Below are 23,324 nucleotides of genomic sequence, written 5' to 3' on the forward strand. Positions count from 1 at the left end.
GGCCCGAACTTTTCACACCTGAAGACGCGCTTATGATTAAAACGATTGATCCTATTATCACGGGGCCCCGCGCATATAAGCCACGCGCTGGGTCCAAGAATTCCTGAAAGACACAAAAAAACCGGCACAAGGCCGGTTTTTTAAATTTTATCCGACCAAACTCAATCAATGTCCTCGATGAGTTCAGCACCGCCATTGATGCGATGCGCAAGGGCTGCTTCCATAAATGGTGTGACGGCACCATCCAGCACTTCCTGTGGATTGGTGCTTTCAACGCCGGTGCGCAGATCCTTGACGAGCTGATAGGGCTGCAACACATAAGACCGAATCTGATGGCCCCAACCAATATCCGTTTTGCTGGAATTGGCAGCATCTGCGGCTTCTTCACGCTTCTTCAGCTCTTCCTCGTAAAGACGCGCGCGCAGCATCGACCAGGCTTTTTCACGGTTCTTATGCTGTGAACGCTCGGCCTGACACTGCACAACGATACCCGACGCAATATGCGTAATACGCACAGCCGAATCTGTTGTGTTGACGTGCTGACCGCCCGCACCCGACGCGCGATACGTATCAATGCGAACATCGGCTTCCGTCACTTGAACATCGATATTGTCATCGATGACCGGATAGACCCAGATACTCGCAAATGACGTATGGCGACGCGCATTCGAATCGTAAGGCGAAATGCGAACCAGACGATGAACACCCGATTCCGTCTTCGCCATGCCATAGGAATTATGGCCCTTGATAAGAATCGTCGCAGACTTAATGCCAGCTTCTTCGCCGTAATGAACTTCCATTACCTCGACTTTGCGTCCGCTGCGTTCAGCCCAGCGGGTATACATGCGCAAAAGCATCGACGCCCAATCCTGACTTTCCGTACCGCCTGCACCGGCATGCACTTCAAGATAGGTATCATTTGCATCGGCTTCGCCCGAAAGCAGCATATCGATCTGGCGGCGATCGACCTCCTGTTTCAGTTCACGAATCGTATTTTCGGCATCCGCGATGATCGACTTGTCATCTTCTTCTTCGCCCATGGCGATGAGTTCAATGCTGTCGTTCAGGGTCTGCCTGAGACCATTAATGCCATTGATGCTATCTTCCAGCTGCTGGCGCTCACGCATCAACTTCTGGGCTTCCTGTGCATCATTCCAAAGCGTTGGATCTTCAGCTCTCTGATTCAGATAGCCCAGACGTTTGATTGCCTGATCCCAGTCAAAGATGCCTCCTCAGCAGGCTTATCGCCTGCTGGATTTCGTCAACCAGCGTCTCGATTTCCGCGCGCATGGGCAAATCGTTCCTTCAATTATTCTGCAATTTGTGGAGAAAACAAAACTCTTAAAGAGCCAGTCTCACACCCTGAACTGAACATGCAAAGCTGTTCAGGCGCCGCGGACCATAATTAGCACGCGGCACAGTGTAAAGAGGCAGAGGTCAGTAAAGTCCGCCCGATCCAGAATTGATGGCGCGGGTTGCCTGCGGTGACTGCGGCTGAACTGGCGAGCCTTCACGATACTGGTCCATGCCGATCACGGAATAGGTATCAGAAGGACCGGTACCCGGCTTGAATGCTTCCATGATCAGATTCGGATCGCCCTGATTTGTACGCATACCAGTCTTCCGATTGATAGCAATCAGCGTCATGCCTTCCGGTACACGGAAATCCACTTTCGGCGTGCCAGCCAGAGCCTGCGTCATGAAATCCTTGAACACAGGAGCAGCCAAACCACCACCGGTACCACCCCGGCCAAGCGGCGTTGGTGTGTCGTATCCCATGAATACACCGACAACGAGATCAGGCGTAAAGCCAACAAACCATGCATCTTTTTCGTCATTGGTCGTGCCAGTCTTACCGGCGAGCGGACGGTCAAGGCTCTTAAGAATCTGGGCCGTACCGCGCTGCACAACACCTTCCATCATCGATGTAATCTGATAGGCGGTCATCGGATCAAGCACCTGATCGCGATCATCGATCAATGTCGGCTCGTCCTGATTAGACCATTGTTGAGCATTACAACCTTCGCACTTGCGCGCATCATGTTTGAACACCGTCTTGCCGTAGCGATCCTGAATGCGGTCGATCATTGACGGCGTGATGCTTTTTCCGCCATTGGCGATGACAGAATAAGCTGTAACCATGCGCAGAACTGTCGTTTCACCGGCACCAAGCGCCATAGAAAGGACGGGCAGCATCTTGTCGTAAATACCGAAGCGCTCCGCATATTCGGCTACCGTCTTCATGCCCATGTCCTGTGCAAGGCGCACGGTCATGACGTTACGCGACTGTTCGATACCATAACGAAGCGTCGAGGGACCGGAGAACTTGCCGGAATAGTTTTTGGGAGCCCATACGCCAAGTGAGCCACCCTGATTGACCTCCAGCGGACCGTCGAGAACAACGGAGGCCGGTGTGTAGCCATTATCAAGGGCTGCTGCATAAACGAATGGCTTAAAGGACGAACCAGGCTGGCGATAGGCCTGCGTGGCACGGTTGAATTCAGACTGACCGTAGGAAAATCCGCCCACCATCGCCAGAACACGGCCCGTATGCGGGTCCATTGCAACCAATGCCCCTTGCAGCTTCGGAGGCTGCTGCAAACGGAAACGGGAATCGCCCTCACCGACTTTCGACACATAAATAATGTCGCCAGCTTTCAACACGCCTTCTGGCGATTTTGCACTTCCGCGCTTGCCATCAATGTTGGTAACACGCATTGCCCATTTCATGTCATCGGCTGAAATAAATGCGCGTTTGCGTTCCTTGCTGCGCGAGCCTGAACCTTCAACGGCAGGCTGAAGACCAATATCGGCACCGGCCGCAGAAACATTGAGCACAACAGCAAGCTGCCATTCGGGCACATCTTCATAGGACTGCATATCACCGAAGGCTGTGGCCCAATCACTGCCGATTTCGACATGTTTCACGGGACCGCGCCATCCACGCGCTTCATCATAGCGAAGCAATGCTGACTGAAGCGACTTCCGGGCTTCGACCTGTAAGGTAGGATTGAGCGTCGTCCGGACAGACAGTCCGCCTTCATAAAGTGCATCAACGCCATATTTCTGAATGATCTGGCGGCGCACCTCTTCACTGAAATATTCAGACGCAAACAGGTAATGGGTTGCTGTGCGGGTCTTCACGCCAAGCGGTTCTTTTTTGGCTTCCTCAGCTTCCTGGGTGGTGATGTAGCCGTTTTCAGCCATACGGTCGATCACCCAGTTGCGGCGTTCAATCGCGCGTTCAGGGTAACGGAACGGATGGTAATTGTTCGGACCTTTAGGAAGGGCTGCCAGATAAGCGGCATCGGCAATGCTCAACTCGCCAACGGACTTATCGAAATAGGTCAGAGCTGCACTGGCGATACCATAGGAGCCAAGACCGAAGAAAATTTCATTAAGGTAAAGCTCAAGAATGCGGTCCTTGGAATAGGCCTGCTCAATGCGCATCGCAAGAATGGCTTCCTTGATCTTGCGGTCATAGGTCTGATTTGACGAAAGAAGGAAGTTCTTTGCGACCTGCTGCGTAATGGTCGAAGCACCGACCGGGCGGCGACCAGAACCTATATTCTTCAAGTTGGTGAGAACCGCACGGGTAAGACCACCAAAATCGAGACCATGATGCTCATAGAAGGTCTTGTCTTCAGCTGAGATAAAAGCAGCCTTGACGCGGTTCGGAATAGCCTGAATAGGCAAATACATGCGGCGCTCGCGCGCATATTCGGCCATAAGGCTACCGTCCGATGCATGGACGCGTGTCATTACTGGCGGCTCGTATTTTGCGAGCACCTCGTAATCAGGCAAATCCTTGGTGAGACTTCCAATATAAACTGCAACGCCTCCGGCAACAATCAGAGCCAGAACCGTTCCAATTCCAAAGAAATATCCGATAAGCCTTACCATTTATCCGGAATCCCGCCTTCAGATTATCAGTAAAAACAAGGGAGCATCTTTAATGCTGCCCGCCGATCAAAAACGCTTCAACCAACAGATGGGTTAGTGACCACCAAATGCGTCAAAGGCAAGATCGTTTCCAAGTTTTTACCAATTAAACCCCCACAATACGAAAAGGGTGACAAAAATACGTAAAGCTGTTGCAACCATGCATCTTATAAGCAACGCCAGATATTAAATCCTACTGAAAACTACACTATTTCAGCCTTTTGACAAAATATCAGGACGTTTTTGAATTTCAAATGCTCTGATAGCCACCGCAATGCGGTCCGCAAGCTTCCGACGCCATTCAGGATTGCTGATCAGTTTTTCGTCTTCCGCATTCGACAAATAGCCAATTTCAATCAGAACAGACGGCACATCCGGCGCCCGCAGAACCTGAAAGCCTGCAAAACGATGCGGATTGTTGATAAGGTTGACCTCGCCTTGCAGCGCACCAATGACTTTCTCGGCAAAACTGAGCGAAAATGTATGCGTTTCGCGCCGCGTCAAATCAAGCAAGATATCGGCCACTTCAGGCTGTGCTTCAGGAGTAGCACCTCCGATGCTATCGGATTTGTTTTCTCGCTCGGCCATGGCACGCGCAACGAAATCCGACGCCTTATCGGAGATCGTATAGACCGTTGCGCCGCGAATATCGCCCTGATTGATCGTATCCGCATGGATCGAAATGAAAAGATCCGCATCATGCTGGCGCGCCAGACGCACACGCTCAGAAAGACGCAGAAACCTGTCGTCATCTCGCGTCATCAAAGCTTTGATGTTCTTCTCTTTGGCCAGTCGGTCCCGTAATTCTTTCGCAAAAGCGAGTGTCAGATCTTTTTCCTTGATACCACTGAGGCTTTCAGCGCCGCTGTCGATACCCCCGTGACCGGGATCAATCATCACAACAAACGGGCGCTTGCTATCACTTCTGAGGGGAAGTGCCGTGGCACTGGCGGCGTGCTTACGTTCCGTGGAACCGGTGACGTCATACTGGGCCGCAAGTTTTTCCGCGAATTCACGATCCGACGATGCAACAATATCAGCAATCAGACGATAGCCGGGCGTCGTCTCATTCGGGAGAACCTGAACATTTTCGACGTTGAAAGGACCGCGCAATGTCAGAATGAGCCGGGACCGGTTTTCACTGACCAGACCATAACGCACGCGTGAAACAATTCCCCTCGCCTCAAGGCTTTTGTCATCAAAACCGAAACGTGTTTCCGGCAAATCAAAAACCAAACGATGCGGATTGGCGAGCAACAATGTGGAAAATTTCGGCTGGCGATCAAAATTAATCACAATCCGCATGCGCAAATCATCGCCCGCCATGCGATAGGTCAGCGCCATCAGCGGTGCATCCGGCGCCGCTTTCGCTGTGGCCATTTGAAAAAAGACCGCACAAATGATCGAGAAAGCCATGAAAGCAATTCGTATGGCCGACTTTTTTTGATCATCAAAATTTTGGTTCAGACATTGCATCCGTAATCGCTATCCAAACTTTATGGAATGATTTTGAGCCCGAAGCCTTCCAAATCTACCCCTACAAAATTGTGGTTAATGAAGGCTTTTCAACCCGCATTTCGGGGACTCAATCAACCAATTTCAGCTCTATAACTACCTTTCGTCAAAATTGCGATGAGGCTGTCAACTGATATTCGTACTTGTCATCGTTCAAACGAGGCCATAAAAGCTAAAGCTAGGTTATGGCATCGCTGCCAGATTCGTTTGCCGGTTTTCAAAACGGAGCGCGAGGAAAGTCAGCGAAAACAGTGGTGTAATAAGTTCGCCACCCATTAACCCGCACAGAATTCAACGGAATACGGCTCCCCTGCCATCTCCGTTTTTTAATCGGCCGACTGCGCATGGGTACGCGCTGTCGCCAGTGCTCCAGAAGAGCAAAGAGGTCGGCCCGGCTTTTTCGGGTCATATATGAGGTCGTTTCGTTCGGAACAGCTATGGGTCAAGCAAGACTGACCATTGCAAGCCTGAAGACCGTGATCGCCACGAGGCCATCGCGCGCAGCAACAGCAGCTTTTATTCCGACGAACCCAATATCATCCGGCAGATACAGCCCAGCCAGGACGACAGCCTTCAGGGTTTCGTCCGGCGCACGCGGCTTGCGTCTTCGCGCCGGCAGGAAAGACACTAATGTCCAACAAAATGCTTATAGATGCCTCCCACCCGGAGGAGACGCGCGTTATCGTAACGCGTGGCAACAAAATTGAAGAATTCGACTTTGAGTCGGAGCATAAGAAGCAGTTAAAAGGGAATATTTATCTCGCGCGCGTTACCCGCGTCGAACCCTCGCTTCAGGCTGCATTCGTGGAATATGGCGGCAATCGCCATGGCTTCCTGGCATTTTCTGAAATCCATCCTGATTATTATCAGATTCCGGTTGCTGATCGTCTGGCACTGCTGGAAGCGGAAGCAAAAGCCGCGCGTGCAGAAGAAGACGAAGACGAGCCAAAGGCGAAAGCCAATGATCGCTCGCGTCGTCATCGCCGTCGCGGACGTCGCGATGATCAGAATGGTGATTCGTATTCCAGCAACGCCAATAACGGTCTGCCTGCGGCAGAGCCCGTCGGGCCGGCCTTTGCAAATTATGTTCCCGGAACACCTGCCATCGCCCTGATGAAGCAGAACGGCAATGTCATTTCCGAAGCCATTGATGCCGACGATGATGACGACAACGATGTCGAAAATGAAGAAGACATGGTTGAATCGGTTGGGTCCGAAGATGCAATGGAAGAACTTCCATCGCATGGTCGCACCAATCGCCGTCAATATAACATTCAGGAAGTGATCAAGCGTCGCCAGATCATTCTGGTTCAGGTGGTCAAAGAAGAGCGCGGCAATAAAGGCGCAGCTCTCACGACTTATCTTTCACTGGCCGGTCGTTATTCGGTTCTGATGCCGAACACCGCGCGTGGCGGCGGTATTTCGCGCAAGATCACCAATCCGCAGGACCGCAAGCGCCTTAAGGAAATCGTCAAAGACCTCGAAGTGCCGCAGGGCATGGGTGTGATTTTGCGTACCGCAGGTGCAAACCGCACCAAGGCGGAAGTGAAGCGCGACTATGAATATCTGATGCGCATGTGGGAAAATGTCCGCACGCTCACCCTCCAATCGACGGCACCTTCCCTCGTCTATGAAGAAGGCAGTCTGATCAAGCGCTCGATCCGTGACCTTTATAACAAAGACATCACAGAGATCCTCGTTGCAGGTGAAACCGGCTATCGTGAAGCGAAAGACTTCATGCGGATGCTTATGCCAAGCCACGCAAAAGTTGTTCAACCTTATCGCGAACAGGTTCCTGTTTTCACACGTTATGGTCTGGAAGCACAACTTGATCGGATGCTTCTGCCACAAGTGACGCTGAAATCAGGCGGCTACCTCATCATCAATCAGACCGAAGCGCTTGTTGCGATCGACGTAAACTCGGGGCGCTCGACCCGCGAACATTCGATTGAAGACACTGCCCTCCAGACAAATCTGGAAGCAGCCGAAGAAGTTGCGCGCCAGCTGCGTCTGCGCGACCTTGCCGGTCTGATCGTTGTTGACTTCATCGACATGGAAGAAAAGCGCAATAACCGTGCTGTCGAAAAGAAGATGAAGGACTGCCTGAAAGACGACCGCGCGCGCATTCAGGTCGGTCGCATTTCACATTTCGGCCTTCTGGAAATGTCGCGCCAGCGCATCCGCGCATCGGTTCTCGAAAGCACGATGCAGGTTTGCCAGCATTGTGGTGGCACGGGACATGTTCGCTCCGACTCGTCGATGGCGCTACATATTATTCGTGGCATTGAGGACTATCTTCTGCGTCACTCGGGCTATGACATCACTGTCCGCACCCCGGTTGCATCAGCACTTTATGTGCTGAACCATAAGCGCGAATTGTTGGCTGAACTTGAAGGCCGCTTCGGTGCCGAAATCAGCATTGATGCAGACGACAGCGTTGGTCATCAGCATTTTGTCATCGACAAAGGTGCGCCGTCGACGCGTCCAGTGACAATCCAGCCTGCGCAGCCAATTGTCTACGAAGATGATCTCAACGACCCCGACATCCCGCTTGATGAGGATGACGGCGAAGAAGAAATCAAGACCGAAGCGCAGCCGCGCGAAGAAAACAGCGAAGAAGGTGATCGCAAACGTCGCCGTCGCCGCCGCCGTCGCGGTGGTCGTGATCGCGAAAATGGTGAGCAGAACGGACAGGCTGAAACGGACTCTGACGCATCTGACGAAGATGATGAAGAGAACACGGGCACTCAGCAAAGCGCTTCACAGAGCGAAGAAGATCGTCGCAAGAAGCGTCGTCGTGGCCGCCGTGGTGGACGCAAGAACCGTCGTGAAGACGATATTCAGGTCAAAAAAATACCTGATCCGGAATTTGTCGGCTACACACCGGTTATCCCGGCTAAGGTTGAAGAAGAACCGGCGAACATCGTTGCCAGCGAAGCTGTTGCTGCAGAAGCCGTTACGGTTGATGTGGTAGAAGCGCCCGAAGCGGCCAGCGTTGAAGATACGGAAAAACCCGCAAAGCCAGCCCGCAAGCCGCGTAGTCGCAAGACTGCGAAGTCTGAAGAAGTTGCTTCTGACGATGGTGTTGCAGATGAAGCAACCAAGCCTGCCCGCAAGACACGCTCGCGCAAGAAGGCTGTTGAGGAGGAAACTCCGGCAGAAGCGCCTGCGCCTGCGGAAGCCGTTGAAACGGAAAAACCAAAGCGTCGTCCACGCAAGGCGGCAGCAAAGCCGGAGGTTGAAGAGACTGCGGTCAAGGAAACTGTTGCCGAGGCAGAAGTGGCGACCATTGCAGAACCGCAGAAGGTTTCAGAGCCCGTTGTTACATCAAGCGACGCTGAAGAACAGAAGCCGAAGCGCGGTGGCTGGTGGCAGAAAAAGGGCTTTTTCTAAGCCCTGCCAAAATTCTGATGTAGAATATAAGAAAACCGGCGGAGACGCCGGTTTTTGTTTTACAATATCGATTTAGTAGCGATCAGACTTTCTGCTGCGGAAGCCATTCTTCGAGGCGACGAACCGCTTCCTCTATTTCTCCAAGGCTGCCTGCATAAGAAAAACGCATCGTCCGGTGCCCATCGATCGGATCAAAATCACGTCCGGGTGTTGCGGCTATGTTGGTTTCAGCGATCATGCGACGCGCAAATTGCATACTGTCATTGGTAAAGCGCGACACATCACAATAGGCGTAGAATGCGCCATCCATCGGTGCCGCGAGATTGAGCCCCATGCGCGGCAAGTGCTCAAGCAGGATTTTCCGGTTCTGACGATAGCGGTCTTTGACTCGTTCAAGCTCAGCGGTCGCGTTAAACGCTTCAATTGCTGCGCGCTGCGAAAGCTCCGGTGCGGAAATATAAAGGCTCTGCCCCAGACATTCGATAGCGCGTACATCGGCATCAGGCAGAACCATCCAGCCGATGCGCCAGCCGGTCATGCAATAATATTTGGAGAACGAATTGATGATCGTTACATCGTCTGACATCTGCAATGCCGTCACATCTTCCTTCTCATAGGAAAGGCGGTGATAGATTTCATCAGAAATAACGCGGATGCCGAGATCCTGCGCGGTCTCAATGATTGCTTTGAGTTCGGGCTTGTCAATCACCGCGCCCGTTGGGTTGGCAGGGCTGGCAAAAAGCACCCCTTTCAACGGCTTTTCTGCGTGGGCTGCGGCAAGCGCCTTTGCCGTCAACGCGCCGGATGCTCCGCCCTCATTGGCAATTTCCACCACTTCAAGACCAAGAGCCTTCAGGATATTGCGATAAGCTGGATAGCCCGGACGCGTGATCGCAACGCGATCACCGGGGTCGAAATAGACGAGAAATGCTAGATTAAAGGCTGCTGACGACCCTGTGGTAATCGCAATGCGTTCCGGAGAAACCGACACACCATAGTTGTGCGCATAATGCCCGGCAATCGCTTCGCGCAGTTCAATCAGGCCAAGCGCATCCGTATAACCGATGCGGCCATCTTTCAGTGCACGCTCCGCAGCCAGCCGGACGGCTTGCGGTGCCGGGTCTGCCGGTTGCCCGACTGCCATCGAAATCATCGGATGGCCCGCAGCACGACGACGATTGGCTTCCGCCAGAACATCCATGGCGTGAAACGGTTCGACTGCGCTACGGTTGGAAAGAATATTCAACTTGGCCTCCAGAAAAGCGGTGAATGCAATTCAACTCCCCCGCCCTATAATCGCCGGATTGGTAAAGCAACAGCGCTATAGTAAAAACAGCGATGAAGTTTGATTTAAGATACTTAGAGACATATGGAAGTGCTAAGATTCGCACCAAAACCCTATTAATTATAAGCCAGATTTGAGGAGAATGAGGGGCAATATGGAAAGTATGACTGCAACTTTCTCAGCCAAAGCGATTTCCTTTCAAACTATGATGCGCCGCTCAGTGGCCGCATTTGCAGCCCTCGCTGTGGCTGTGACAGGCATATTGCCTGCAGAGGCGCAATCGCGCGGCGGCGGAGTTCCGATTGTTCGCGATGCTGAAATTGAAGCGCTGGTTGCAGATTACGCCGCCCCCATTCTCAAAGCAGCAAAACTTGGCGGACGCGGTGTCCGCGTCATCCTGGTCAATTCGCAGAGTTTCAACGCCTTCGTTGATGGTCGCCGTATTTTTATCAATACCGGTGCAATCATGCAGGCGGAAACGCCCAATGAAATCATCGGCGTGATTGCGCATGAAGCGGGCCACATTGCAGGTGGTCATCAGGACCGGCTGCGTGAACAATTAAGCCGCGCACGCACCATGGCCGTTATCGGTATGCTTTTGGGTGTTGGGGCCGGTGTTGCAGGTGCAGCAACCGGTAGCAGTGCTGCTGCCGGTGCTGGTGGCGGCATTGCTATGGGCAGTTCTGAAATGGCAATGCGTAGCCTGCTCAGCTATCAGCGCACCGAAGAAATCACCGCAGATCGGCTGGCTGTGAATTATCTCAATGCAACAGGCCAATCCACGAAGGGTATGCTGGATACGTTCCAGCGTTTTGCATCTGCGCTTTCGCTTTCCGGCACGCAGATCGACCAGTATCGCATCAGCCACCCGCTGCCGCGCGAACGCATTGCCAATCTTGAGGAGCTTGCGAAGAATAGCCCGAATTTCAACAAGGTCGATTCACCCGCTCTCCAGCTCCGACATGACATGGCGCGCGCCAAGATCGCAGCCTATTCCAATAATATGGGCGCATTGCAGCGCATGTTCCGCGCCAATCCCGGCGGCTTACCCGCCCGGTATGGCAACGCGATTACAACTTATCTGAACGGTTCCGCACGCTCCGCAATACCAAAATTCGAAGCGCTGATTAAAGAACAACCGAAGAACCCGTATTTTCAGGAAATGATGGGAGAAGTTCTGATCAAGGCGAACAATCCAGAAGCTGCTGCCAAGGCTTTCCAGCGCGCAGTCTCGCTCGATACACGCAAATCGCCATTGCTTCGCATGAGCTATGGTCGTGCCTTGATGCTCACGGGTAACAAAGCCAATATGCCTGCGGCCATCAGAGAATTGAAAGCCGGCATCGCTGCGGACCCGGAATTCCCCGGCGGATATGGGTTTCTGGCGCAAGCCTACGGCCAGTCAGGGGACATGGCACGCGCAGACCTTGCGACCGCGGACATGAACTATTATTCCGGGAACCTACAACAGGCGCAGATATTTGCGATCCGTGCGCAAAAACAGCTTAAACGGGGAACACCCGACTGGTTGCGTGCGCAGGATATTATCAACGCAAAGGCTAAAAAATAATCAGCACAGTCGCTATATCAGCTAGGCTTGGCATCGATGTCCTGCACAGCTTTTCAGCACGTAAGAAAGTGAAAGTTATGAAGAATGTGATTTTGGGCTCGATCGCTGGTGGCGTTGTTGGCGCCGCAGCCCTTGCTCTGGGTTTTTATGCAGGCAGTACAGCCAATCAGGCCGCGCCGGTAGCCCCTGTCGTCGCGACGGCTAACCCCGCAATGACCCAACAGGGCATTGAGAACATTATTCGCAACTATCTGTTGCAGAACCCTGAAATCATGGTCGAAGTGCAGACCGCGCTTGAAACCAAGCAGGCAGAGGCAGCGCAGGAACAGGTCAAGCAAATCCTGGCTTCCAGCAAAGACCAGCTCTTCAATCCAGCGCATGATGCTGTGTTTGGCAATCCAAACGGTGATGTCACTGTTTATGAGTTTTTCGATTATAACTGCGGCTACTGCAAACGTGCCCTGCCCGACATGGAAGCCATTCTCAAAAACGATCCGAATGTGCGCTTCGTGATGAAGGAATTCCCAATTCTCGGCCCGGATTCCATGCGTGCACATGTCGTGGCACAAGCTTTCAGAGCTTTGATGCCCGAAAAATACGTCGAATATCATGAGCTTCTTCTCGGTGCACAGGAACGCGCAACGGAAGTGTCTGCGATAGCTGACGCGGTCAAGCTCGGAGCGGATGAAACACAGCTTCGTGAAAAGATGAAAGATCCAGCCATCACCAAGGCTTTCCAGGCAACCTATCAGCTTGCCCAAAAGCTCAACATCACCGGAACGCCGTCTTACATCATCGGAAACGAACTTGTTCCGGGTGCAATTGGTGCCGAAGGTTTGATCGAAAGAATCGCAGCCGCACGCTCGGCAAACAAAAGCTAGCCTGATTGAGATCGTGTCTTCTTGATTTTCGAGGACGCGCAATCACTTAATCAGAGCGTATAAATGACTATTTTTGCCACATATTGCGTTCATTCCACAAAGAATAGCGGGAAAAACGCGGTGGTGAAACATTAGCATTGATTTAGAGGGTTTCAGCTTGCGTCTAAGCCCTCTATATGAAATGCGAAGTGTAGTCGAAATTTCGTAATAGGCCCGTAATCCACAACGGATGAACATGGTAAAAACGGTTTTTGTTCTGAATGGTCCCAATCTCAACCTTCTGGGGAAGCGCGAGCCGGGCATCTACGGTGTGGCAACGCTCGATGATATCGAAGCGAGCTGCAAACGCGAATCTGAACAATGGGGCCTTGCTATCGATTTTCGCCAGACCAATTATGAAGGTGAGCTGGTGAGCTGGATCCAGGAAGCAGGCGAGAAAAACGCCTATGTCCTGATCAATCCGGCTGCATACAGTCATACTTCGGTTGCTATTCACGATGCCATCCGCTCGGCCAAGGTTACGGCTGTGGAAGTGCATCTTTCTAATATTCATGCGCGTGAAGCTTTCCGGCATCACTCCTATGTCTCCGCAGTCGCCAAAGGCGTTATCTGCGGCTTTGGCGCGGAGGGATACCTGCTCGGCCTGCGCGCACTCGCGGCAATTGCCAAAGAAGAAGAAAACAACGGGCAAGCGTAAAGGGGCCTGATATGTCCAGCAAATCATCCGTCATCGACAAAGAAACAATCCGCGATCTCGCGGACATTCTCAATGAAACCGACCTGACCGACATTGAAGTCGAGCATGGCGATCTGCGTATTCGCGTTTCGCGCAAGGTAACGGTTCAGGCGGCTGCCACCGTGATGCAGGCAGCACCCGCCGCGGCCCCAGCGCCTGTCGCTGCTGTTGTTGCCGCAGAGCCAACCAAGGCAGAACTCAGCAAGAACGCTGTTCCTTCACCAATGGTCGGCACCGCCTATCTGGCGCCTGCTCCCGGCGCACGCAACTTCATCGAAGTTGGCACACAGGTTAAGGAAGGCCAGACCCTTCTGATCATCGAAGCCATGAAGACCATGAACCAGATCGCCGCTCCGCGCGCCGGTACAGTCAAGGCTATTCTGATCGAAGATGCACAGCCCGTCGAATTCGGCGAGCCGCTGGTCGTCATCGAATAAGACGACGATCTGGTCAGAAGAATTTCGGCTTATTCAATGAACGGGCAGCAAAGCGCAATGTTTCAAAAGATACTCATAGCCAATCGTGGCGAAATCGCTCTTCGCGTGCTCAGGGCTTGTAAAGAACTGGGCATCAAGACGGTCGCAGTTCATTCCACGGCAGACGCCGATGCGATGCATGTTCGCCTTGCGGACGAAAGTGTGTGCATTGGACCGCCTCCATCACGCGACAGCTATCTGAATATTCATCAAATCGTTGCCGCTTGCGAAATCACAGGCGCGGATGCAATCCATCCGGGCTACGGCTTCCTGTCGGAAAATGCTAAGTTTGCTGAAATTCTTGAAGCACACGGCATTACCTTCATCGGACCAACCTCTTCGCATATCCGTATCATGGGCGACAAGATTGAAGCCAAGCGCACGGCTAAGCGCCTTGGCATTCCAGTCGTTCCGGGTTCAGATGGCGGCGTAACCGACGAAAACGAAGCCAAGCGCATCGCAAAAGAAATCGGCTATCCGGTCATCATCAAGGCATCCGCCGGCGGTGGTGGTCGCGGCATGAAGGTTGCACGCACCGAGGAAGACCTCTCAGTCGCTCTCTCAACCGCTCGCACCGAAGCGGGTGCGGCATTTGGTGACGATGCAGTCTATATCGAGAAATACCTCGAAAAGCCGCGTCACATCGAAGTTCAGGTGATGGGCGATGGTGCAGGCAATGCAATCCATCTGGGCGAACGCGACTGCTCGTTGCAGCGCCGCCACCAGAAGGTTTGGGAAGAAGCCAATTCCCCAGCGTTGAACGCTGAAGCACGTGACAAGATCGGCATGGTCTGCGCCAATGCTGTTGCCGACATGGGCTATCGCGGTGCTGGCACGATTGAGTTCCTATATGAAAACGGCGAGTTCTATTTCATCGAAATGAACACCCGTTTGCAGGTGGAGCATCCGGTTACCGAAGCGATCACCGGCATTGATCTCGTACACGAGCAGATCCGTGTGGCAGCAGGTCTCGGTCTTTCGGTCAAGCAGGATGAAGTCCGCTTCTCCGGTCATGCCATTGAATGCCGTATCAATGCGGAAGATCCGCGTAACTTTACGCCTTCACCGGGTCTGATCACGCATTACCATACGCCGGGTGGCCTTGGCATTCGTGTGGATTCGGGCGTCTATTCCGGCTACCGCATCCCGCCTTACTATGACAGCCTCATCGGCAAGCTCATCGTTCATGGCCGCAACCGCGTTGAATGCATGATGCGTCTGCGTCGCGCACTTGATGAGTTCGTGGTCGATGGTGTCAAGACGACCCTGCCCCTGTTCCAGGACCTGATTTCCAATCAGGACATCGCCAATGGCGACTACGACATTCATTGGCTGGAAAAATATCTGGCTAAGCAGTCTGAAACACCAGGTGCATAAGTAAAGTGACCGCAGGAGCTTCCCCGGACGACTATTCAATCGACCCGGAGTTGCTCCTGCGGGCCTACGCCACCGGAGTTTTTCCGATGGCAGAAGAAGCGGATGACCCGGAGATTTTCTGGGTTCGTCCTGAAAAGCGCGGCATCATCCCGTTTGATGGCTTTCACGTTCCGAAAAGCCTGCAAAAAACCATCCGGCAAGCAGTTTTTGAAATCTGTCTCGACAGCGATTTCGAGGGAGTTATCGACGGCTGCGCAAGCGGCACCGGCGAACGAGCACGCACATGGATTAACGGGCCAATTCGCGAAGCTTATGGTCAGCTTTTTGATGCCGGTCATTGCCACACCGTTGAAGCGTGGCATGAGGGTAAGCTCGTGGGTGGACTTTATGGCGTTACGCTGGGACGCGCTTTCTTTGGCGAGAGCATGTTTACGCGCAAGCGTGACGCATCAAAGGTCTGCCTCGCTTTTCTGGTGGAACATCTGAAGCGGCAGGGCTTTGTGCTGCTCGATACCCAGTTCACGACCGCGCATCTTGAGCGCTTCGGTGCGATCGAAGTCCGGCGCAAGAAATATGAAAAGCTGCTCGAAGACGCGCTTCAGGGCACAGCTTTATTCTGAATCTCAAGATTATTTGCGCTGATCAGGCGGCGGGACGTCAGAAGACTGCTTGCAGTTCTTCAGCCATACGTCATAAATCGGGTGTTCAACAGCGTTCAAGCCAGGACTATCCGCAAACATCCAGCCTGTAAAAATCCGGCGGATTTTTCGGTCAAGTGTGATTTCATCAACTTCGACAAAGGCATCTGTGCGCGGTGCCTCATTCTCAGTGCGAGAATAGCAAACCTTGGGCGTTACCTGCAGCGCACCAAATTGCACTGTCTCATTGATATAAACATCAAAGGTTGTGATGCGCCCAGTGATCTTGTCCAACCCCGAAAATTCGGCAACAGGATTGGAAATGCGCTCTGCATAGGCTGTATTAAAGCTCAATGTACCAGCGAGAGCTGTGAGCAAAGCGAGTTTCACAGCACTCATTATCCAGTTCTTTCCGTTAACAGCCGTGCCGGGAGAATGCTTCGTCAAAACGGATATCCGTACAATCTGGTTAAATATAGAGCCGCAATCGTTTCTAATCGTCAATTGTGACGATTCGTAGCCCAGCTGCAAGCAACAATGCTTCGCAAGCATCTATCCTCAGGGCTTTTGCAGTGTGACGCTAAAGAAAAAGACCGGCGGTAAACCACACGCCGATCTTTTCATAAAACTTAGCTGCCCGGTGTCCAGGCATCGTATTCGCCGGTCACGCGCGGGCGTTCCGCAGGCTGCGTTCCCGGAATCGCGATAGCACCTTTTGGACGATAAGCCAGCGGTGAACCTGTCAGGTTCTGCAAATGTGGCTTCTGCCAGTCGCGCGGCTTGTAATCTTCCTTGCTTGGCGGTGTATCAACACGGTGATGCATCCAGCCATGCCAGCCCGGAGGAATAGCGCTTGCTTCCGCATAGCCATTGAAAATGACCCAGCGGCGTGTACGACCTTCAGAGTCTTTACCACCCTGATAGTAAATATTGCCGAACTCGTCTTCACCAACCCGTTCGCCTTTGCGCCAGGTATGAAAGCGGGTGCCAAGTGTCTGGCCATTCCACCATGTGAAGACTTGCGTAAGAAATTTCTTCATGACCTATCCAGATCCGTTATTGCCACAGGCAGTAAAACTGCCGGGTTTTCAACGCTTATGGCCCTATCAAACGCGCAACGCAAGGGGCAAGTTGCCGCTGTCACAAGAGTATGAAGCGGCAGCAACGCGTTCCTACATGCTCCAGCCTTCAAGAGACTTTTCCATAATCAGCACCGGTTCCTTGCAATTGGGATCACCCCAATCTTCACTGCGCCCAACCCGCGCATAGCCTTTGCGCTCATAGAAACGAACCGACTTTTCATTGCGCTCAATCACTTCAAGGCGCATCGTGTTCACACCCGGGAAAGCCATTTCGACTTCTGCCAAAAGCATTGTGCCGATGCCCTGTACCTGCGCTTCGGGGCGCACATAAAGCTGGTGCAGCGAGGCTTTGCCTTCTCCGGTCTGGCTTGCAAAAGCCATTCCATCGATACCGCCCTCGCCGTTATCTGCAACGATAAATTCCGAATATGGCTTCTTGAGATTGGCTTTGAGTGCTGCAACCGAGTGCCATTTTCCGGTAACGGCGTCGACCGTCTCCCGGCCAAGAACGTCATCGAAGGTCGCATGCCAAGTCGAAACCAGCAACTCGTGCACAGCCTTCAGATCGGCCTCACTGGCGCTGCGAACCCACATTATTCTTCAATCCCAAGCTTGGACTTAACCAGATCATTGACGGCCTGCGGGTTGGCCTTGCCGCCTGTTGCCTTCATCACCTGACCAACGAACCAACCCGCCATGCTTGGCTTGGCCTTGGCCTGTTCAACCTTGTCCGGGTTGGCGCTGATAATATCGTCAACGGCTTTCTCAATCGCACCGGTATCCGTGACCTGTTTCATACCGCGTTCTTCAACGAGGCTCTTCGGGTCGCCACCTTCATTCCAGACGATCTCAAAGAGTTCCTTGGCGATCTTGCCGGAAATTGTTCCGTCCTTGATCAGATCGATGATGCCGCCCAACTGCGCTGGCGAAACAGGCGATTCTTCAATGTCCTTGCCAGCCTTGTTCAATGCGCCAAGAAGATCATTGATGACCCAGTTTGCAGCCAGCTTGCCGTCACGGCCCTCACTCACCGCTTCGTAATAGTCTGCAATTGCCTTTTCCGAGACGAGAATCGAAGCGTCATAAACCGAAATGCCGAGCGTTTCGACCAAGCGGTCTTTTTTGACATCGGGTAACTCAGGCAAATCAGCGGCAAGCGCATCAACGAAAGCCTGATCGAATTCGAGCGGTAGAAGGTCAGGGTCCGGGAAATAGCGATAGTCATGCGCTTCTTCTTTTGAGCGCATCGAACGGGTTTCGCCCTTTACAGGATCAAACAGGCGGGTTTCCTGATCGATTGAACCACCGTCTTCCAGAATAGCAATCTGTCGACGTGCTTCAACTTCAATCGCCTGACCAACAAAGCGGATCGAATTGACGTTCTTGATTTCGCAACGCGTGCCGAATTCACCGCCCGGACGACGAACGGAGACGTTCACATCGGCGCGCATCGAGCCTTCGTCCATATTGCCGTCACAGGTACCGAGATAACGGACAATCGTGCGCAGCTTGGTCAGATAAGCACGTGCTTCGTCAGACGAACGCAGGTCTGGCTTGGAAACGATTTCCATCAGCGCCACACCGGAACGGTTCAGATCGACATAGGACATGGTTGGATGCTGATCGTGCAGCGACTTGCCCGCATCCTGTTCGAGATGCAGACGCTCAATGCCGATCTCAACATCTTCGAACTGGCCCTTGTTGTCAGGACCAACGGAGATCATGATCTTGCCTTCGCCAACAATCGGCTGCTTGAACTGCGAAATCTGATAGCCTTGCGGCAGATCGGGATAGAAATAGTTTTTGCGATCAAAAACCGACTTGAGATTGATCTGCGCATTCAGACCAATGCCTGTACGGACAGCCTGTTTGACGCATTCAAGATTAATCACCGGCAACATGCCTGGCATGGCAGCATCAACCAGAGATACGTTGGCATTCGGATCAGCACCAAAGGATGTGGAGGCACCGGAGAACAGCTTCGACTCGGACGTAACCTGCGCATGGACTTCCATGCCGATGACCACTTCCCAGTCGCCAGTTGCACCAGAAATGAAACGTTTTGGTTCAGGTATACGCGTATCGATAAGGGACATGCTGGCTCGCAAATATTCGGATTGAGCTAAAAACGGATTGCATACTGGCTAGAACAAAGCCCTCAACGATGCAAGCTTTTCGGCCAATCAATTGCAGGAGTTGAAACGAAAAAGGCCGCGCAATGCGCGGCCTTCTGATAAAGTGGGCGTGAAAAGAATTAAGCCTCGTCGGACTTTTCTTCTGCCTTCTTCTTAGGAGCGACCTTCTTCTTAGGCGCAGCCTTCTTGGCTGGCTTTGCTTCCGAGGCTGCATCTTCGTCTTCTGCGGTCAGCTCTTCCTTCGAGACCTTCTTGTCGGTCACGTTGATGTTTGCGAGCAGATGGTCAACGACCTTTTCTTCGAAGATTGGCGCGCGGAGGTTCGCAACGGCATCCGGCGTCTTGCGCAGGAATTCGTAGATTTCCTTTTCCTGACCTGGGTAGCGGCGTACCTGATCAAAGACAGCGCGCTGCAGTTCTTCTTCAGAAACTTCTACGCCAGCCTTTTCGCCGATTTCGGAGAGAACCAGACCGAGACGAACGCGACGTTCAGCAAGCTTGCGATACTCTTCGCGAGCAGCTTCTTCCGTGGTTTCTTCGTCTTCGAAGGTGCGGCCAGCCTGCTGCAGGTCGAAGTTGATCTGCTGCCAGATGTTGTTGAATTCGGCTTCAACAAGCTTTTCCGGGGTTTCAAACTGATAATCGCCATCAAGCGCGTCAAGAATCTGACGCTTTACCTTCTGACGGGTAATCTGGCCGTACTGGCTTTCGATCTGTTCGCGAACAACCTGACGCAGACGCTCAAGCGACTCAATACCGAGCTTCTTAGCGGTTTCATCGTCGAGAACGAGTTCGCCAGCCTTTTCAACGCCTTTTACGGTGATGTCGAAGGTTGCTTCCTTACCTGCGAGGTGCGCCGCACCGTATTCAGCAGGGAAAGTTACGTTGATAACCTTCTCGTCGCCAGCCTTGAGGCCAATAAGCTGCTCTTCAAAACCAGGAATGAACTGTCCCGAACCAAGAACGAGCTGCGCATCGGTGTCTGCGCCGCCTTCAAATGGTTTACCGTCGAGCTTGCCGAGATAGTCGATCGTTACGCGATCTTCGTTTTCGGCCTTACCCTTCTTTGCTTCAAAGGTACGGGTCGAAGCAGCAACGCGCTTGACCTGTTCGTCAACTTCTTCTTCCGAAATATCGACGACTTCACGGGTGACAGCGATCTTCGTGAAGTCCTTGACTTCGATCGTTGGCAGAACTTCGTAGGTCAGCGAGAAAACGAAATCGGCCTTGCCGTCGAGAACCTTTTCAGCTTCCTTCTCGTCTTCCGACATCGAAACGACGGGCTGCGTTGCCGACTTTTCGTTGCGGTCCGCAAGAATCGAACGCGACGAATCGTTGAGGATTTCGTTCACGATCTCGGCCATGAAGGACTTGCCGTAGGTCTTGCGCAGGTGTGCCGTTGGCACCTTGCCTGGACGGAAACCGTTGATCTTGGCGCGACCACGCGCAGTTTCGAGCCGCTCAGAGAGCTTGGCTTCGAGATCTCCGGCCGGAACCACGACTTTAATCTCGCGCTTCAGCCCTTCATTGAGCGTTTCGGTAACCTGCATGTTCAAACCTTCACTTCTTGTCATTGTCCCGCCGTTGCCGGCCTATGTGCCTTGTCGCGGGAGAGAAATTCTGTTGCCTTGCAGCAGTTGGTGCGGATAGAGGGACTCGAACCCCCACGGTCTCCCGCCAGAACCTAAATCTGGTGCGTCTACCAATTTCGCCATATCCGCTTCTAAGCCGAAGTGCATTCAACCGAACGCACTGAATTCGTCTCAGATATTGAACTGCCCTCGAAAGCGCGCGTCTCTATATCATTCAATTTTCCCGGTTCAAAGGAAAAAAGCCTTTTTACCGGCATTGATTTGCCAGCTCTTTCAAGCCGAAGCGCTTTCGTGCTTTCTGCCCCTATATAGCGATCCTGTCGCAAGAGCCAAGCCCCTTTTCGAAAGCAGCGATATTAATAAAGCGGCTCTTCGTAAAGCGGCACACCATTATCACGCAAAGCCTTCATGACCGCTGTGCCGTTATCGTCGATGGCAACCACCGCTGTAATGCTTAAATCTCGCTGGCTGTCTTCGATCTCACGCCCCTCACCTTCGGGCACATAATAGCGTTCTATGCCGTAACGCAGGTTGATGGTGGCATCGGAATAATCAGGGATCACATAATTTGATTCCCCATGAAGCTGCACTTCATCAGAAGCGAGGTCCGTGAAAGGCACGAAAGCCGCGCGTGAAAAATGCCATATGCCGTTAGCATCCGGTTTCAGCGCCACATAGACATCGCGAGCATCGCGGGGAGGCTTTCCTTGAATACGCGTCAGCGCAATCGTCGAAATATCATAGCCGAGGATGACATAATCGCCACGCATCAAATCGCGAGGGTCGACTGGCTGGGTTTGCAACACCACTTCATGGCCAGACCGCAGCACAGAGGCGCGCTTTTCAATACTCGAATATAAAATGCCTGTTTGAAGCAATGCGGCCGCAACCGCACCTGCATAAAGCCATTTGCTTTTCATAACACTCATTGCTGCACCTCCGACCCGCGCTTTCGTCCGAACCTGTTTTCCATACGGCGCACAAAAGCAGCAAGTAGAAGCACCAGAATACCGGCTGTAAGGAAAAATCCTGACGTGCCGATCATCGAACCAACCGTCGCAAAGGCCAGATACAGCACTTCAAACGAGAAGGCCGCATAAGCAATAGAACGCAAACTGCCATTGTCGCGCCCGCATATTGCAAGCGCTCCAATAGAAAGTGCGAGAACGAAGATGCCGTAAATAACATCATGCGCTATGCCCTCGGGCGTGGAATAAGAGAACATTCTGTCAACCTGCAAGATGCCAAGCGCCAGCAATGCGAGCAGCAGACCGTAAGACGCAAGAGGATGCGCAAAGCGCGTCAGCTTCTGAAGTGCATCATGTGCGAAAGCATCGGCCAGCATGAATGCCATGCCGAACAGAAGCATCAAGCCGAGAATCATACGGTTTTCATTCTCGACATAAAGAAGTAACGCCCAGCCAAGTACAAACAGGCACCACAAATGCGCCGCATGACGGGATCGGGTATAGCGCGCCACAGCAGCGCCAATCAGCACGAGCACCGGTCCGATCAGGCGGTAACTGAGATCACCATAATTATTGTCATATACATAGGTGGAGAGATAGAAGCAGGCCACGCCCGCACCAAACGCTGTCAGAACGGACGAGCGCAACAGCAAGGCAGCGGCTAAGACGCCACCGGTCCAGACAAGTGCTGCCAAATGCACATCGCCCGACAGATGATACATCTGACCGACAAGCGCGATACCTGCACCAAATGATGCAGCGCCAACGATATAAAGGGCCTGCGGGAGCACTTTGTCGCCACGCAATTGCCGCCATGCTCCACCGAGATAACAGGCCCAGATAAGCGCGAAGACAAGACCGATCCGCATGATGCGCGGCATGTCCTGCCAGTTGGCGGCAATCAGCATGATGACAGCGGCACCGAGCAGCAGCCCCCCAAGTGTGGCCAGAACCGAGCCAAGACTGAAGCGTGGCCCCCGTTTTTTAAGATCAACATTGAGACGCGAGGCGGTTTCGGCGTCGATAAGGCCGTCATCCTGCCAACGCTCGATCAGGCGCTCTACGGAAACTGAAAACGACAAAACAACTCCTGAACGATCTATCTGTTGATGCTAAATTTAATTCAAGTGATTGGGAACATATAGGAAACTCGCCAGCTGGCAAAGAGGCAACGCAAATCAGTTTGAGGCAAATTTGTGCCCGACCAGTCTAATCGATTTAGCGTGTGTTGCAGAACCCGCAAGGCAGCTATGCAAACTCGGGCCTGCAACTAACGAAAACAATGCGTTATATCATGAACACAGAAAAGATGAATTGAACCACAGTTCCTCAACGATGAAGGAATAATACCATGAACCTCGTACGCTCTTACAACAACTGGCGCCGTTACCGCGATACTGTCAATGAGCTCAACCAGCTTTCGACTCGCGAACTCAACGACCTTGGCATTTCCCGCGCAGACATTCCTTATGTAGCGCGTCAGTCCAAGGCTCGCTAAACAGAATTCATTTTGCTGGGCCTGAATCCTCCTCCCATCAGGCCCGGTTTGTCGCAAAGCACTCCTCCTCCCATGCTTTGCGATACTAAGACCGGTCTCTCCTCCTCCCAATTCCGGTCTGACAATAATGGCATCCGTCGCACCTCCTCCCGCGCCGGATGCCATTTGTTTTTGTGGTACTCTTTCCGAACTGCTGGGCTCTTCTCCCATTGAAGGCGACAGGCAAAGAAGGTAAG

The 23,324-nt window shown here is 52.7% G+C and carries 20 protein-coding genes and 1 tRNA gene; 8 read left to right on the forward strand and 13 right to left on the reverse strand.

The features are described from left to right. Positions 1-161: 161 nt before the first annotated feature. From prfB to ABE530_RS07730, 4 genes are all read right to left on the reverse strand, one after another. Positions 162-1,290 (reverse strand): peptide chain release factor 2 gene (gene prfB / locus ABE530_RS07715; RefSeq protein ID WP_499694156.1). Its coding sequence is split into 2 segments (ribosomal slippage): positions 162-1,220 and positions 1,222-1,290, totalling 1,128 coding nucleotides; the frame shifts between segments, so codons are not numbered across the junction. A gap of 147 nt (positions 1,291-1,437) precedes the next feature. After that, positions 1,438-3,903 (reverse strand): penicillin-binding protein 1A, encoded by a 2,466-nt coding sequence (locus ABE530_RS07720; RefSeq protein ID WP_265983751.1) that lies wholly within the window; start codon positions 3,901-3,903, stop codon positions 1,438-1,440. Positions 3,904-4,155: 252 nt separating this feature from the next. Continuing rightward, positions 4,156-5,322, reverse strand: coding sequence for an N-acetylmuramoyl-L-alanine amidase (locus ABE530_RS07725; protein WP_499694157.1), 1,167 nt, complete (start codon positions 5,320-5,322; stop codon positions 4,156-4,158). A gap of 577 nt (positions 5,323-5,899) precedes the next feature. Continuing rightward, positions 5,900-6,085, reverse strand: coding sequence for a hypothetical protein (locus ABE530_RS07730; RefSeq protein WP_265983748.1), 186 nt, complete (start codon positions 6,083-6,085; stop codon positions 5,900-5,902). Positions 6,086-6,087: 2 nt separating this feature from the next. Between ABE530_RS07730 and ABE530_RS07735 the strand changes: the two genes are divergently transcribed. Continuing rightward, positions 6,088-8,850, forward strand: coding sequence for an Rne/Rng family ribonuclease (locus ABE530_RS07735; RefSeq protein WP_499694158.1), 2,763 nt, complete (start codon positions 6,088-6,090; stop codon positions 8,848-8,850). An 82-nt stretch (positions 8,851-8,932) separates the two neighbouring features. Here ABE530_RS07735 and ABE530_RS07740 read toward each other — a convergent pair whose 3' ends face one another. After that, a complete protein-coding gene (locus ABE530_RS07740) occupies positions 8,933-10,096 on the reverse strand; it encodes a pyridoxal phosphate-dependent aminotransferase (protein ID WP_499694159.1) in 1,164 nt (387 codons plus the stop codon). A gap of 193 nt (positions 10,097-10,289) precedes the next feature. Here ABE530_RS07740 and ABE530_RS07745 point away from each other — a divergent pair, with 193 nt between their 5' ends. From ABE530_RS07745 to aat, 6 genes are all read left to right on the forward strand, one after another. Further along, positions 10,290-11,705 (forward strand): M48 family metalloprotease, encoded by a 1,416-nt coding sequence (locus tag ABE530_RS07745; protein WP_499694160.1) that lies wholly within the window; start codon positions 10,290-10,292, stop codon positions 11,703-11,705. A 77-nt stretch (positions 11,706-11,782) separates the two neighbouring features. Further along, on the forward strand, positions 11,783-12,586 hold the full coding sequence (locus ABE530_RS07750; protein WP_499694161.1) for a DsbA family protein: 804 nt from the start codon (positions 11,783-11,785) through the stop codon (positions 12,584-12,586). A gap of 235 nt (positions 12,587-12,821) precedes the next feature. Next, positions 12,822-13,283, forward strand: coding sequence for a type II 3-dehydroquinate dehydratase (gene aroQ, locus ABE530_RS07755; RefSeq protein ID WP_265983741.1), 462 nt, complete (start codon positions 12,822-12,824; stop codon positions 13,281-13,283). A gap of 11 nt (positions 13,284-13,294) precedes the next feature. Then, positions 13,295-13,759 (forward strand): acetyl-CoA carboxylase biotin carboxyl carrier protein, encoded by a 465-nt coding sequence (accB, locus tag ABE530_RS07760; protein ID WP_396996641.1) that lies wholly within the window; start codon positions 13,295-13,297, stop codon positions 13,757-13,759. 57 nt (positions 13,760-13,816) lie between these two features. Further along, positions 13,817-15,175 carry an acetyl-CoA carboxylase biotin carboxylase subunit gene (gene accC, locus ABE530_RS07765; protein ID WP_265983739.1) on the forward strand — a complete coding sequence of 453 codons (1,359 nt, stop codon included), beginning with the start codon at positions 13,817-13,819 and terminating at the stop codon, positions 15,173-15,175. A gap of 50 nt (positions 15,176-15,225) precedes the next feature. Beyond that, positions 15,226-15,795: a leucyl/phenylalanyl-tRNA--protein transferase gene (gene aat / locus ABE530_RS07770; protein ID WP_499694238.1), complete on the forward strand. Its 570-nt coding sequence runs from the start codon at positions 15,226-15,228 to the stop codon at positions 15,793-15,795. A gap of 9 nt (positions 15,796-15,804) precedes the next feature. Here aat and ABE530_RS07775 read toward each other — a convergent pair whose 3' ends face one another. The 8 genes from ABE530_RS07775 to ABE530_RS07810 all read right to left on the reverse strand — a co-directional run bounded on the left by ABE530_RS07775 (position 15,805) and on the right by ABE530_RS07810 (position 22,672). Further along, the gene (locus ABE530_RS07775) at positions 15,805-16,260 is read right to left on the reverse strand and encodes a DUF2155 domain-containing protein (RefSeq protein WP_499694162.1); all 456 of its coding nucleotides are present in this window, start codon (positions 16,258-16,260) and stop codon (positions 15,805-15,807) included. 182 nt (positions 16,261-16,442) lie between these two features. Then, positions 16,443-16,853, reverse strand: a complete 411-nt coding sequence (locus ABE530_RS07780; RefSeq protein ID WP_265983735.1) for an NADH:ubiquinone oxidoreductase subunit NDUFA12 — start codon at positions 16,851-16,853, stop codon at positions 16,443-16,445. Between the two features lie 132 nt (positions 16,854-16,985). Continuing rightward, positions 16,986-17,489, reverse strand: a complete 504-nt coding sequence (locus ABE530_RS07785; RefSeq protein WP_265983733.1) for a GNAT family N-acetyltransferase — start codon at positions 17,487-17,489, stop codon at positions 16,986-16,988. Further along, entirely contained in the window at positions 17,489-18,991 is a 1,503-nt protein-coding gene (gene gatB, locus ABE530_RS07790) for an Asp-tRNA(Asn)/Glu-tRNA(Gln) amidotransferase subunit GatB (protein WP_499694163.1), read from the reverse strand. The genes ABE530_RS07785 and gatB overlap by 1 nt, the downstream gene beginning before the upstream one ends. 158 nt (positions 18,992-19,149) lie before the next feature. Beyond that, entirely contained in the window at positions 19,150-20,580 is a 1,431-nt protein-coding gene (gene tig / locus ABE530_RS07795) for a trigger factor (RefSeq protein WP_499694239.1), read from the reverse strand. An 88-nt stretch (positions 20,581-20,668) separates the two neighbouring features. After that, positions 20,669-20,751 (reverse strand) — tRNA-Leu (locus ABE530_RS07800). A 227-nt stretch (positions 20,752-20,978) separates the two neighbouring features. Continuing rightward, complete coding sequence (locus tag ABE530_RS07805; protein ID WP_499694164.1) at positions 20,979-21,551, reverse strand: GDYXXLXY domain-containing protein; 573 nt, start codon at positions 21,549-21,551, stop codon at positions 20,979-20,981. Continuing rightward, positions 21,548-22,672 carry a DUF2157 domain-containing protein gene (locus tag ABE530_RS07810; protein WP_499694165.1) on the reverse strand — a complete coding sequence of 375 codons (1,125 nt, stop codon included), beginning with the start codon at positions 22,670-22,672 and terminating at the stop codon, positions 21,548-21,550. The genes ABE530_RS07805 and ABE530_RS07810 overlap by 4 nt, the downstream gene beginning before the upstream one ends. A 269-nt stretch (positions 22,673-22,941) precedes the next feature. On the opposite strand from ABE530_RS07810, the gene ABE530_RS07815 reads away from it, so the two are divergent. After that, complete coding sequence (locus ABE530_RS07815) at positions 22,942-23,088, forward strand: DUF1127 domain-containing protein (protein ID WP_265983650.1); 147 nt, start codon at positions 22,942-22,944, stop codon at positions 23,086-23,088. Positions 23,089-23,324 lie beyond the last annotated feature (236 nt).

The sequence above is a fragment of the Brucella sp. TWI559 genome (assembly GCF_039674265.1).
Lineage (GTDB): Bacteria > Pseudomonadota > Alphaproteobacteria > Rhizobiales > Rhizobiaceae > Brucella > Brucella chromiisoli.

Coding starts and splice junctions, on each gene's coding strand:
- ABE530_RS07720 (WP_265983751.1), bottom strand. CDS start 3,903: ATGGTAAGGCTTATCGGATATTTCTTTGGAATTGGAACGGTTCTGGCT.
- ABE530_RS07725 (WP_499694157.1), bottom strand. CDS start 5,322: ATGGCCACAGCGAAAGCGGCGCCGGATGCACCGCTGATGGCGCTGACC.
- ABE530_RS07735 (WP_499694158.1), top strand. CDS start 6,088: ATGTCCAACAAAATGCTTATAGATGCCTCCCACCCGGAGGAGACGCGC.
- ABE530_RS07745 (WP_499694160.1), top strand. CDS start 10,290: ATGGAAAGTATGACTGCAACTTTCTCAGCCAAAGCGATTTCCTTTCAA.
- ABE530_RS07750 (WP_499694161.1), top strand. CDS start 11,783: ATGAAGAATGTGATTTTGGGCTCGATCGCTGGTGGCGTTGTTGGCGCC.
- aroQ (WP_265983741.1), top strand. CDS start 12,822: ATGGTAAAAACGGTTTTTGTTCTGAATGGTCCCAATCTCAACCTTCTG.
- accB (WP_396996641.1), top strand. CDS start 13,295: ATGTCCAGCAAATCATCCGTCATCGACAAAGAAACAATCCGCGATCTC.
- accC (WP_265983739.1), top strand. CDS start 13,817: ATGTTTCAAAAGATACTCATAGCCAATCGTGGCGAAATCGCTCTTCGC.
- ABE530_RS07780 (WP_265983735.1), bottom strand. CDS start 16,853: ATGAAGAAATTTCTTACGCAAGTCTTCACATGGTGGAATGGCCAGACA.
- ABE530_RS07785 (WP_265983733.1), bottom strand. CDS start 17,489: ATGTGGGTTCGCAGCGCCAGTGAGGCCGATCTGAAGGCTGTGCACGAG.
- gatB (WP_499694163.1), bottom strand. CDS start 18,991: ATGTCCCTTATCGATACGCGTATACCTGAACCAAAACGTTTCATTTCT.
- tig (WP_499694239.1), bottom strand. CDS start 20,580: ATGCAGGTTACCGAAACGCTCAATGAAGGGCTGAAGCGCGAGATTAAA.
- ABE530_RS07805 (WP_499694164.1), bottom strand. CDS start 21,551: ATGAGTGTTATGAAAAGCAAATGGCTTTATGCAGGTGCGGTTGCGGCC.
- ABE530_RS07815 (WP_265983650.1), top strand. CDS start 22,942: ATGAACCTCGTACGCTCTTACAACAACTGGCGCCGTTACCGCGATACT.